At 75.6% G+C, this 11,769-nt stretch carries 11 protein-coding genes; 3 read left to right on the forward strand and 8 right to left on the reverse strand.

Annotation, left to right across the window (positions count from 1 at the left end):
* The first annotated feature begins 70 nt into the window (after positions 1-70).
* The gene (locus ACFXOZ_RS33170) at positions 71-904 is read left to right on the forward strand and encodes a class I SAM-dependent methyltransferase (RefSeq protein ID WP_380526203.1); all 834 of its coding nucleotides are present in this window, start codon (positions 71-73) and stop codon (positions 902-904) included.
* Between the two features lie 204 nt (positions 905-1,108).
* Here ACFXOZ_RS33170 and ACFXOZ_RS33175 read toward each other — a convergent pair whose 3' ends face one another.
* Positions 1,109-1,669 carry an O-acetyl-ADP-ribose deacetylase gene (locus tag ACFXOZ_RS33175; protein WP_380593658.1) on the reverse strand — a complete coding sequence of 187 codons (561 nt, stop codon included), beginning with the start codon at positions 1,667-1,669 and terminating at the stop codon, positions 1,109-1,111.
* A gap of 239 nt (positions 1,670-1,908) precedes the next feature.
* Between ACFXOZ_RS33175 and ACFXOZ_RS33180 the strand changes: the two genes are divergently transcribed.
* The gene (locus ACFXOZ_RS33180; RefSeq protein ID WP_380526201.1) at positions 1,909-3,426 is read left to right on the forward strand and encodes a SpoIIE family protein phosphatase; all 1,518 of its coding nucleotides are present in this window, start codon (positions 1,909-1,911) and stop codon (positions 3,424-3,426) included.
* A gap of 141 nt (positions 3,427-3,567) precedes the next feature.
* Here ACFXOZ_RS33180 and ACFXOZ_RS33185 read toward each other — a convergent pair whose 3' ends face one another.
* From ACFXOZ_RS33185 to ACFXOZ_RS33215, 7 genes are all read right to left on the reverse strand, one after another.
* A complete protein-coding gene (locus tag ACFXOZ_RS33185; protein ID WP_375881473.1) occupies positions 3,568-3,909 on the reverse strand; it encodes a DUF2516 family protein in 342 nt (113 codons plus the stop codon).
* Between the two features lie 122 nt (positions 3,910-4,031).
* Complete coding sequence (locus ACFXOZ_RS33190; protein ID WP_380593655.1) at positions 4,032-4,598, reverse strand: hypothetical protein; 567 nt, start codon at positions 4,596-4,598, stop codon at positions 4,032-4,034.
* 2 nt (positions 4,599-4,600) lie between these two features.
* Positions 4,601-5,008, reverse strand: a complete 408-nt coding sequence (locus ACFXOZ_RS33195; RefSeq protein WP_375881467.1) for a helix-turn-helix domain-containing protein — start codon at positions 5,006-5,008, stop codon at positions 4,601-4,603.
* A gap of 394 nt (positions 5,009-5,402) precedes the next feature.
* The gene (locus tag ACFXOZ_RS33200; RefSeq protein ID WP_380593656.1) at positions 5,403-6,467 is read right to left on the reverse strand and encodes a MerR family transcriptional regulator; all 1,065 of its coding nucleotides are present in this window, start codon (positions 6,465-6,467) and stop codon (positions 5,403-5,405) included.
* A gap of 34 nt (positions 6,468-6,501) precedes the next feature.
* Positions 6,502-7,383, reverse strand: a complete 882-nt coding sequence (locus ACFXOZ_RS33205; RefSeq protein WP_375897252.1) for an RNA polymerase sigma-70 factor — start codon at positions 7,381-7,383, stop codon at positions 6,502-6,504.
* Positions 7,384-7,398: 15 nt separating this feature from the next.
* On the reverse strand, positions 7,399-7,599 hold the full coding sequence (locus ACFXOZ_RS33210) for a hypothetical protein (RefSeq protein WP_380527353.1): 201 nt from the start codon (positions 7,597-7,599) through the stop codon (positions 7,399-7,401).
* Positions 7,596-10,748 carry an SNF2-related protein gene (locus ACFXOZ_RS33215; RefSeq protein WP_380593657.1) on the reverse strand — a complete coding sequence of 1,051 codons (3,153 nt, stop codon included), beginning with the start codon at positions 10,746-10,748 and terminating at the stop codon, positions 7,596-7,598. The genes ACFXOZ_RS33210 and ACFXOZ_RS33215 overlap by 4 nt, the downstream gene beginning before the upstream one ends.
* Positions 10,749-10,974: 226 nt before the next feature.
* Here ACFXOZ_RS33215 and ACFXOZ_RS33220 point away from each other — a divergent pair, with 226 nt between their 5' ends.
* On the forward strand, positions 10,975-11,580 hold the full coding sequence (locus tag ACFXOZ_RS33220) for a YceI family protein (protein ID WP_380527348.1): 606 nt from the start codon (positions 10,975-10,977) through the stop codon (positions 11,578-11,580).
* Positions 11,581-11,769 lie beyond the last annotated feature (189 nt).

Consider the following 11,769-nt stretch of genomic DNA (forward strand, 5'->3'; position numbering starts at 1 on the left):
GCCGGGCCGGCATCCGCCCAGCTCAGGCCGGGGACGCCCGGCCCCGCGACCGCCGACTACCCTTCTGGGCATGGCTGCCTCCTTCGACCCCGCGACCGCCGCGCCCGCCCGCGGCCGGACCGGACGGCCGGTCGGGACGGTCACCCGGGGCACCACCAACACCAACCGGCTGCGCCGGATGGACCGCTGGATCGCCCACACCCTGGGCCGGGCGCTGCGCGCCGCCGAGCGGCCCCCGGTGGCGGTGGACCTCGGCTACGGCGCGGCGCCGTGGACGGCCGTGGAGCTGGCCGGACGGCTGCGCACGGTGCGGCCGGACGTCCGGGTGGTCGGGATCGAGATCGAGCCGGAACGGGTCGCGGCCGCGCTGCCGTACGCCGAGCCGCCGCTGCTCACCTTCCGGCGCGGCGGCTTCGAGGTGCCGCTGGACGGCGGCGGGCCGGCCCAGCTGATCCGGGCGGCCAACGTGCTGCGGCAGTACGAGGAGTCGGCGGTGGCCGGGGTGTGGGAGCGGCTGTGCGCCCGGCTGGCCCCGGACGGGCTGCTGGTCGAGGGCACCTGCGACGAGATCGGGCGGCGGCACGTCTGGGTCGCGCTGGGGCCGGAAGGGCCCCGGACGGTGACCTTCGCGGCCCGGCTGGGCGGTCTGGGCCAGCCCTCCGACCTGGCCGAGCGGCTGCCGAAGGCGCTGATCCACCACAACGTGCCGGGGCGGCCGGTGCACGCCTTCCTGACCGACTTCGACCGGGCCTGGGCGGCGGCCGCGCCGTACGGGGCGTTCGGGGCGCGGCAGCGCTGGGTGGCGGCCTGCACGGCGCTGGCGGGCAGCTGGCCGCTGGTGGACGCGCGCGGGCGGTGGCGGCAGGGCGAGGTCACGCTGCCCTGGGCGGCGCTGGCCCCGTAGGACGGGGCCGGGCCCGGGTTCTGCGGGGCCCGGACGGGGTTCCCGCAGGACCACTGGGGGCCCGGCGGGGCCGGGCTGGTGAGCGACGCGCCTCATTCACTCGAACGAGTTATCGAATATCTCTGGCGTGTTGACGCCTCGTCACGCCACGATGGAGACCGCCGGGCGGCGACACCACACGCCGCCCGGCGCGCACCGCGCCCGTCAGCCCCCCTGCCCGAGCAGCTCCCGCCGGGCCCGTTCGAACACCTCGTACATCTCCGCCCCGAACAGCACGAACCGCACCTCCGCCAGCTCCGCGCCCGCGAGCGCGTCACCGCCGCCCAGCACCTCGGCGACGGTGCCGAGCGCGATCCGGGCCGCGTCCGCCGGCGGCCAGCCGAAGATCCCCGCCGACACCGCCGGGAAGGCCACCGTGCGCGCGCCCAACCCGGCAGCCGTGCGCAGCGACTCGCGATAGCAGGAGGCCAGCAGCCCAGCCCGCTCCTCGTACTCCTCCGCCAGGTACACCGGCCCGACGGTGTGCACCACCCAGCGGGCCGGCAGCCGCCCGGCCGTGGTCGCCACCGCCCGCCCGGTGGGCAGCCCCTTGCCCCAGTGCGAGGCCCGCAGCCGGCGGCACTCCTCCAGGATCTGCGGCCCGCCCCGGCGGTGGATCGCGCCGTCCACCCCGCCGCCGCCCAGCAGCGAGGAGTTGGCCGCGTTCACCACCGCGTCCACCTCCTGTGCCGTGATGTCACCCTCGACCAGGGTGATCCGCGTCACCACCACCTACCCCCTTCCCCGGACCCGCCCGGCAGCCGCCGGGCCGGGATCCGAGCCGTCGTCCGAATCCGATCACCACACCGCCACCGGCGTGGCAATAGCCACAACGGCGCCGGTCGGCCAGAGAAATCCCCGGAGATCACGTTATGGTCGCGAGAAGTTCCCCGACGCGCGGTGCCAGGCGGGCACTGCGGACGGACGCCGGCCGTTACGCAGGCGGGGAAAGGGAGGAACCACCGATGCCCGCAACGGGAGACGGGCGGGCACCTGGTGCCGCGGACCTGCCGGGCGCCCACGACGGCGCCCCCGTCGGCCATGCCCGTACCCGCCCGGCCACCACCGGCCCGGCCACCGCCGCTCCCCCGATACCCCACCCCCGCTCGCAGCCGGCCCGGACCGCGCACGGCACCCGCCGCCCCTCCCGCCCCACCGGAGGCGGTCACGCCCCCGCGCCCGGAGACGGACCCGTCGACGGCACCGTCGCGCCCCTGCGGCTGCTGGTCATCGAGGACGACGCCTCGGACGCCCAGCTGATCAAGGCGGCGGTCGCCGACAGCGGCACCTCGATCGAGATCCACTGGGCCCGCGGCCTCGAACAGGCCACCCAGCTGCTCGCCCAGTCCTCCCCCGCCGGCCGGCGCGGACGCTCCCGCGGCGGCGAGTTCGGCTGCGTGCTGCTCGACCTGGCCTCCCCCGCCGACCTGCCGCACCCGTCCGACCCCTCGGACGGCCTGGAAGGCCTGCACGAACTGCTGCGCCGCGCCCCGCACATCCCCGTCGTGGTGCTCACCGACGCCGCCGGGGCCGAACTCGGCGCCGCCGCCGTCGCCGCGGGCGCCCAGGACTTCCTGCTCAAGCACGAGACCGACGGCCCGCTGCTGGCCCGCGCACTGCGCTACGCGGTCGAACGCAAGCGGGCCGACGAGTCCCAGCGCCGCCTGGTCGAAGCCGAGTTGCGCGGCCAGGAGAACGCCCGGCTGCAGCGCCACCTGCTGCCCACCCCGCTGCTCGACGGCGCCGGGCTCTCCTTCACCCGGCGCTACCGCCCCGGCCGCCGCCGCGCCCTGCTCGGCGGCGACTTCTACGACGCCGTGCGCACCGACGACGGCACCGTCCACGTCGTGATCGGCGACGTCTGCGGCCACGGCCCCGACGAAGCCGCGCTCGGCGTCGCACTCCGGATAGCGTGGCGCACCCTGGTCTTCGCCGGCCTCACCGGCGAGACCCTGCTCACCACCCTCCAGCACGTGCTGGAGCACGAACGGCGCAGCGACGAGATCTTCGCGACGCTCTGCATGCTCGTCATCGAGCCCGGCGGCACCACCGACCTCGACTCGCTCGGCACCGGCGAACGCGCCCGGCTCTACCTCGCCGGGCACCCGGCGCCGCTGCTGCTCGGCCGCGACCACGCCCCGGCCACCCTGCCCGCGGACCACGCCGGGCCCGCCCTCGGCCTGCTGCCGTGCCATGACGGAGGGGCCGCCTGGCCCGCCCACGAGGTCGAACTCCAGCCCGGCTGGCGGCTGTTGCTCTACACCGACGGGCTGATCGAAGGCCGGGTCGGGGCCGGGTCGCGGCGCCTCGGCCAGGACGGACTGGCCGACCTGATCGCCGACCACCAGTCCGCCGGGCTCACCCGGGGCCGGCTCGTCGACAGCGCGATCGCCGAGGTCGAGGAGCTGAACGGCGGGGCGCTGACGGACGACGTCGCGGTGCTGCTGCTGGAGCGCAACCCGGTGCAGCTGATCCTCGGCTGAGGTGGCTGCGGAGGCGCCGCGGAGGCGTCGCGGAGGCGTCGCGGACACGTCGCGGACACGTCGGGGACAACGGCGCGGACACGCTGCGGCCCGGGAGGGTGAACTGCCCTCCCGGGCCGCGGCGTTGTCCGTGGGGTCGGCCTACCAGGGGCCGTACGGGCCGGTGTTGCTCCGGCCGGTGCCGCCGGTCAGCGCCCGGATCGCGGGGCGGACGTCCACCACGTAGACGATCGAGGCGACCAGGCCGGCCAGGGTGCCGATGCTGCCGAGGAAGTTCGCCCCGAACAGCAGGTCCCACCCGAAGCTGATCCCGAGGATCGCCAGCCAGAAGCCCTTGGTCTTCTTGTCGGCCGCCCGGTAGGCGTCCTCGCGGCGGGTGGCCGCGTCGATCAGCGCGAAGAACTTGTAGCCCAGGATCGCGACGGCCATCCACCAGAACGGGTTCAGGTAGGAAAAGGCCAGGATCTGGAACACTCCGGTCATCGCGGTCTCCTACGTCTCTCGGCTTGCTGCGCCCCGGCCGCCGCCCATCCTGGCACGGCGGCCGCCCGCAGGGTGTGAACGTCCCGCCGCCGGTGGATGTGCCCCGGGGTGGCGGGCGGCGGTCACTCCGTGGCGGAGGGGGTGTTCTTCCGGGGCCTGGCGGGCTTCTTCGGGGCGGGGGCGGCGGGGTCCGCGGCCGGGTCCGCCGGGGCGGCGGGGGCGTCCAGCAGCTCGGCCTCGACGGGGGCGGTCTCGAAGGCGGGGTCGACGGCCGGGTCGACGGGGACCTGGGTGGGGTCGGCGTCGGTGTGGGGGCGGGCCTTGTCCACGACGACCTTGCCGCGCTCGGCCAGTTCGTCGTAGGTCTCCTTGGCCCGGACCGCCAGCTCCAGCGCGCGGGCCACCTGCTGCAGGGCGAAACCCTGGGCCCGCTCCTGGAGGACCTTGAGGTCGGTCGGGAAGGCCGTGACGGCCCCGGTGACCTTGGCCGGGGCGCCGGCCAGCAGCTCCTGCGCCTCGTGGAGCCTGGCGGTCGCCTTCTCCTGGGCACCCTGGCGGTCCGCCGCCAGGGCCTCGACCCGGCCCGGCACCTCGCGCAGCTTCTCGTACGCGAGGTCCCCGGCGCCGGCCAAGGCGTACAGCGGGGTCGGGTCGGTGAGGGTCTTCTTGATCTCGTCGGTGATCGGCATGCTTACCGGTCCTCCCGGTGGGTGTTCTGGGTGGCCGCGCCGTCGGTCGTCGGGGTGGAGGCCGAGGCGGCGTTCTCCTTGAGGAAGGCGTCGTAGACCGCGAGCAGCGCCTGCTTCTGCTGCTCGTTGATCAGCGGATCGGCCAGGATCGAGGCCCGCAGTTCCAGGCCCTCGCCCCGCCGCTCCTCCAGGATCCCGGCCTGGACGTACAGCGTTTCCGCCGAGATCCGCAGCGCCTTCGCGATCTGCTGCAGGATCTCCGCGCTCGGCCTGCGCAACCCTCGCTCGATCTGGCTGAGGTACGGGTTGGACACGCCGGCGGCCTCCGCCAGCTGGCGCAGCGAGAACTGCGCGTTGCGGCGCTGCTCGCGGATGTACTCGCCCAGGGAGGCGACGTTGAGTGAGGCCATGGGGACAGGGTGCGGGATCGTGCTTGCAATTGCAAGCAGGATGCTAACTGGAGGCTAGCGGGTGGGGGCCGCTGCGCGGGGCTTTGGTTCGGGGGTGGGCTCTCGGGAGGGTGGGTTGGTCCGGGGGCGGTTCCGGGGGTGGGCGCTCCGGGGGCTGGGTGATTTTCCGACCGCCGACCCTGTGGGGTGGGGTGCTGGGCGCCGTGGGCGGTCTGAAAATCACCCGCAACGCCCCTCTCCGCACCCACCCCCTCCACCGCCCCCTCCCGCAGCGCGTCCCTCTCGCCTTGGGCGGGTGAGGAGGTGGGTGGGGGTGGGTGTTGGTGGGTGGGTGCGGGTCAGGCGAGGTGGGGGAGGAGAGGGGTGGTGAGGGGGGTAGGGGGGGGTGGGGGCGTCAGGGGAGGCGGACCGGCATCAGGACGGAGAAGGTGCCGGTCCGGCCGGGGGTGCGGATGGCGAGCGGGGCGATCGGGCCGCCGAGTTCGAGGAGGAGTTGTTCGGGGTGGGCGGCGCGGAGGGCGTCGAGGAGGAAGTCGCGGTTGAGGGCGATGTGGGGGTCGTCGGGGGTGGGGTCGGCGGTGACGGTGAGGTGGCCGTCCTCGGTGAGGGTGAGCACGGTGACCTGGCAGTCGGCGCCCTGGGGGCCGGAGGGGAGGGTGCGGGTGGCGCCGGTCTCGACGGCGGTGCGCAGGGCGGCGGCGGGGAGGGTGAGGCGGTGCTGGGGGTCGAGCCGGGTGAGGACTCGGTGGTCGGGGTAGTCGGTGGCCGGGACGGCGCCCTCGATGCGGTGGTCGGGGGTCTCGGCGCGGAAGGTGTCGGCGCCCAGGGTGAGCAGGACCTCGGCGGGGGCCGCGGGCAGCAGTGCGCGCAGGGCGTCCACCAGGGCGGTGGGGACGGTGGTGCCGGGGGCGGGCTGCTGCGGGGCGCCGAGCGCGGGCAGTTCGGCGAAGGCCATCCGGTAGCGGTCGGTGGCGACCAGGCGCAGGACCGGGCCGTCCGGTTCGAACAGCACGCCGGTCAGGGCGGGGTGGTCCGGGTCCTCGCAGACGGCGAAGCGGACGGCGTCCAGGGCGGCGGCCAGGCGGTCGGCGCGGACGGTGAGGTGCAGGGTGCTGGTCATCGGGTGCTCCCTCTGCTCGATCGTGGTGCGGATCAGGGAGAGTTCGCGGCGGGCGTCGGCGAGGCCGTCCTCCAGGCGGCGCAGGTGGGCGTCGAGGACGCGTTCGGCGTCGTGGCCGGCCAGTACGGCGCGGATGTCGGCCAGCGGGAGGCCGACCCGGCGGAGCCGGACCAGCAGGCGGGCGTCGGCGAGTTGGCCGGGCCGGTACCAGCGGTAGCCGGTCTGCGGGTCGACCCAGGCGGGGGTGAGCACCTCGGCGCCGTCGTAGTAGCGCAGGGTGCCGACGCCCAGGCCGCTGGCGCGGGCCAGTTCGCCGATGCTGTGCAGCTCGCTCTCCATGCCGGTCACTCTCGGGGCTCGACCTGGTCGAGGGTCAAGCGAGGTGGGTGAGCTTGTCCGGGTTGCGGACGGCGTGGATCGAGCTGACCAGGGGCTCGCCGTCCGGGCCCTCGGTGAAATCGAGGACGGAGACGGAGTCGACGGCGCCGTCGACGGTGATCAGCAGGCCGGGCTGGCCGTTGACCAGGACGGGGCGGACGCCCGCGGCCTCGCCGAGTTGGCGGAGCACGCCGAGGAGGAAGCGGGCGACGTTGTCGGCGCCGGTGACCGGGCGCAGGGCCGCGCGGATCACTCCGCCGCCGTCGCTCCAGGCGGTGACGTCGGGGGCGAGCAGTTCGAGCACCCGGTTGAGGTCGCCGCCGACGCAGGCCGAGAGGAACTCGTCGGTGGCCCGGCGGCGCAGCTCCGGCGGGGCGTCGTAGCGGGGGCGGCGGGCGCGTACGTGCGCCCTGGCCCGGCTGCCGACCTGGCGGCAGGCCGCCTCGGTGCGGCCCAGGGCCTCGGCGATCTCCGGGTAGGAGAAGCCGAAGGCCTCCTTGAGGACGAACACCGCCCGTTCCAGCGGGGAGAGGCTCTCCAGTACGACCAGCAGGGCGAGCGAGACGCTCTCGGCGCGCTCGACGCCGTCGGTGGCGTCGGGCTCGGAGACCAGCGGTTCGGGCAGCCAGGGGCCGACGTAGGACTCGCGGCGGACGGCGGCCGAGTCCAGCCGGTTGAGGGCGAGGTTGGTGACCGTACGGGCGAGGTAGCCGGCGGGGCTGGCGACCGGGCCGGTGACCCCGCTCCAGCGCAGCCAGGTGTCCTGGACCAGGTCCTCGGCGTCGGCGACGCTGCCGAGCATCCGGTAGGCGATGCCGAAGACCGTCCGCCGGTGCTGTTCGAAGGCGGCGAGCCGGGTGTCGGGGGTGTCGGTCACGTTCGGGACGCTACCTCAGGAGCGGAAGGCCTCGTAGACGGGGGCGAGCAGGGTCGCCAGGTCGCGGCCGTGGACGGTGATGCCGGAGCGGCCGAGGCGGTGCAGCGAGGGCTCGACCGGCTCCTCGTCCGGGGTCGGCGACAGGGTGAAGTCGCCGCGCCAGTAGGCGGCGACGTTGACCATCGGGGCCTTCGGGGGCGGTGCCTGGTCGGTCATGCGTCCTCCTCGGCGACGGCGTCCTCGCGGGTGAGGGTGACCAGTTCGCGCAGGGCCTCGGCGGGGAGGTCGGTGAGCCAGTGCTCCCCCGCGCCCACCACGGTGTCGGCCAACGCGCGTTTGGCGGTGAGGATTTCGTCGATCCGCTCCTCGACGGTGCCGACGCAGACCAGGCGGCGGACCTGGACGTCGCGGCGCTGGCCGATCCGGAAGGCCCGGTCGGTGGCCTGCTCCTCGACCGCCGGGTTCCACCAACGGTCCAGGTGGATCACCTGGTTGGCGGCGGTGAGGTTGAGGCCGGTGCCGCCGGCCCGCAGCGAGAGCAGGAACACCCGGGGGCCGTCCGGGGCCTGGAAGCGCTCCACCAGCTCCTCCCGGCGGGCGCGGGGGACGCCGCCGTACAGGTGGAGGACCTCCTCGCCGAGGCGGCGTTCCAGGTACGGGCGGAGCATGGTGCCGAACTCGGCGTACTGGGTGAAGACCAGGGTGCGGTCCCCCTCGGCCAGCGCCTCCTCCAGCAGTTCGGCGAGCCGGGCGACCTTGCCCGAGCGCTCGCCCAACGGCGAACCGTCGTGCAGCAGTTGGGCCGGGTGGTTGCAGACCTGCTTGAGCTTGCCGATCGCGGCCAGCACCGTGCCGCGCCGCTCCACGCCCCGGATCCCCTCCACCCGCTGGAGCAGGTCGGCGACCACCGCCTGGTAGAGGCCGGCCTGTTCGGCGGTGAGGTTGCACCAGACGGTCATCTCCTGCTTGGCGGGCAGCTCGGCCGCCACCGCCGGGTCCGTCTTGAGTCGGCGCAGCACGAACGGGGCCGTGCGGCGCCGGAGTTCGGCGGTGCGTTCGGGGCTGCGGTGCAGTTCGACCGGGATCGCGTAGCGCTCCTTGAAGCGCTCGGCCGGGCCGAGCAGGCCGGGGTTGGCGAAGTCCAGCACGGCGTGCAGTTCGGCGAGCCGGTTCTCCACCGGCGTGCCGGTCAGGGCGATCCGGTGCCGGGCCACGGGCAGCGCGCGGATCGCCCGGGACTGGGCGGTTCCGGTGTTCTTGATGTGCTGCGCCTCGTCGGCGACCACCCGGCGCCAGCGGATCGCGCGGAGCGCGGCGAGGTCGCGCTGGACCAGCCCGTAGGTGGTGATGACCAGGTCCGCTCCCCCGACGGCGTCGGCGAGTCGGTCACCGCCGAGGCGGTCGGCGCCGTGGTGGACGTAGCGGCGCAGGCCGGGGGCGAAGCGCTCGGCCTCGCGCTGCCAGTTGCCGACCAGGGACATCGGGCAGACCAGGAGGGTGGGGGCGTCCGCCCCGGACCGTTCGGCAGCCAGCAGGGCGAGGGTCTGGACGGTCTTGCCGAGGCCCATGTCGTCGGCCAGGACGGCGCCGAGGCCGAGCTCGGACATGGTCCTGAGCCAGGCGAGTCCGCGCTGCTGGTAGGGGCGGAGTTCGGCGTGGAAGTCCGGTGGCAGGGCGGGGACTTCGGGGGTGGCGGTGACGGTTCCGGCGAGCAGGTCGCCGAGCGGGCCGTCCGCCCGGACGCCGGTGACCGGCAGCCCGGCGACCGTCGCCTCCGGGTCGAGGGCGAGCCGCAGCAGGTCGGCGGCGGCGAGCAGGCCGTCGCGCTGCTCGGTGAGGAAGGCCAGTGCGGCGGCGATCTGGGCCGGGTCGGCCTCCAGCCAGGTGCCCCGGACCCGGACCAGCCCCTGTTTGGCGGCGGCGAGTTCGGCGAGCTCCTGCTCGGTGAGCGGGGTGCCGTCCGGGCCGAGGGCGGCCTGCCATCGGAAGGCGACCACGGCGTCCCGGTCGACCTGGCTGGTGACGGCGAGGGTGCCGGGGGCGGGCGGGGTGGTGGCGCGCAGGGTGAGGCCGAGCCGGGGGCGGCGGCGCCACCAGGAGGGCAGCAGCACGCCGAATCCGGCCCCGGCCAGGGCGGGCGCGGCGGTGCGCAGGAAGTCGAGCGCGCCGGCGCGGTCGAGCGGCAGGGCGGACGGGCGGGAGCGGTGGCGCAGCCCGTCCAGGGCGGGCCAGCGGTGGGCGGCGCGGGCCAGTTCGGCGGCCAGCACGTCGGCGGGGCCGGCCCGGTCGCCCCCGGGGGCGGCCGGCCGGAGCTTGCGGTCGAGGGCGGCGTGGGCCGCGCCGCCCTCGTGCAGTTCGGCGGCGCGGACCAGCAGGGAGGGCTCGTCGACGGCCTGGAGCAGGAACTCCAGCCGCCAGGCGTCGTCGGAGGGGCTGCCGTCCGGATCGTCGTCGGCGGGGCCGAGCGGTTCGACCAGGCGGAAGCAGAGCCGCAGGGCCGGGTCGGCGGGCTCGGCGGTGGCGTACCAGTCGGTGATCCGGCGGCGCAGTTCGGCGAGCTCCCCGGGCGGGGCGTCGACCTCCCCGGAGGGGGTGGCGAGGGCGTGCAGCCAGCGGTCGGCCGGGGCCGGGCCGGGGGCGGGGAAGGGGGTGTCGGCCAGGGCGGCCCGGGCCTCGGCGTCGACCAGGGCGCCCAGGGCGGCGTCCAGCAGGGCCTCGCCGGTGCCGGCGCCGGTCGGCCACTCGCCCAGCAGGACGGGCGGGCAGCCGGCCGCCAGGGCGGCGGCCTCGCGGCGCCCGGCCGGGGTGGGGTCGGGCCGCCAGCGGGCCCGGGGCCGGCCGTCGGCGAGGACGGGCAGGGGCAGCACCCGGCCCCGGCCGACCGCCCGCCAGGCGAGGTCGTGCACCCCGGTGAGCCAGCGCAGCGAGGGCCCGTAGACCACTTCGACCCGGCCGGTGCCGGGCAGGTCGGTGTCGGTGACGGCCCAGTGCGGGTCGTGGACCTCGCCGAGCAGCTGGGCGGCGGCGCCGGCCTCGAACAGCAGGGCGGGCACCCGCCAGGGGGTGAGCACGGCGCCGCCGCGAGGCGGGGTGACCGGCAGGTCGGGCGAGGGCGCGGGCAGGGGGCCGACGGTGGGCAGCAACAGGGTGGCCCAGCGCTCGGGGGCCTGCCCGGCGAGCCAGCCGAGGCCGGGCCCGATGCCGCCGAGCACGGCGGCCAGGCGGTCGGCCGGGCAGGCGTACGGGTGGGCGCGCGGGGCGGGCCGGTCGGGGAGGTGATCGGTGGCGCCGGGGTGGGCGCGGGCGTCCTCGGCCCAGAGGGCCAGCCGTCCGTCCGCCCGCCAGAGTGCGTGCAGGACGAACATGCGGGGCCTCTCGGGGCGGGTGGGAACCGTCCTTCGCAGCCTAGTCGGAGGGTCGGACAGTGCCCGTCGGTCCGCCCGGCGGCGCCCGTGGGGCCGGGCGGCTGGGCCGTTCGGGTGGTTCGGCGGAGTGCTTCGACCGTTGTGGTTGAAACTTGAACGAAAGAGTCGTACGGTGGAGCCAAGAAGTTGAAGCCTAAACAAATGGCTTCGAACCCGAGGAGGAGCCATGGGCCTGTTCAACCGCACCAAGACCGCCACCCCCACCGCCGTCCGGACCCCGGCCGGCCCGGACCTGTCGCACCTGACCGGCGACTGGGCGATCGACACCACCCACAGCGAGATCGGCTTCGCGGTCCGCCACGCGATGGTCACCAACGTCAAGGGCCGCTTCACCGACTACGAGGGCAAGCTGCACCTGGACGGCGCCGAGCCGCACAACTCCTCCGCCGAGCTCGTGATCAAGGTCGCCAGCGTCGACACCAACCAGGCCCAGCGCGACGAGCACCTGCGCACCGGCGACTTCTTCGCGGTCGAGACCCACCCGGAGATCCGCTTCCGCAGCACCTCCGCCGAGGCGGTCGGCGACGACTCCTACCGGATGACCGGCGAGCTGACCATCAAGGGCACCACCCGCCCGGTCGTCCTGGAGCTCGACTACACCGGCAGCGCCACCGACGCCTACGGTGCCGAGCGGGTCGGCTTCGAGGGCCGGACCGTCGTGGACCGCACCCAGTTCGGCCTCACCTACAACGCGGCCCTGGAGACCGGCGGCGTGCTGATCGGCGAGAAGGTCAAGCTCAGCTTCGACATCTCCGCCGTCAAGGCGGCCTGAGCCGGCCGTCCGCGGCCACGGCGGCCCGTGCCGCCCCCACGACCCACCGCCCCTGCCCGTCCCCCCGGGGCAGGGGCGGTGTGCTTGGGTCCGTCTTCGAACTCCCGTCGTCCGCCCGGAGGGCGGGCGGGGCGGCGTTGGGGTGCGTGCATCGCAAGGCGGAGGAGGGAGCCCAATGCAGCGCATTGG

Source organism: Kitasatospora sp. NPDC059160 (assembly GCF_042755465.1).
GTDB lineage: Bacteria > Actinomycetota > Actinomycetes > Streptomycetales > Streptomycetaceae > Kitasatospora.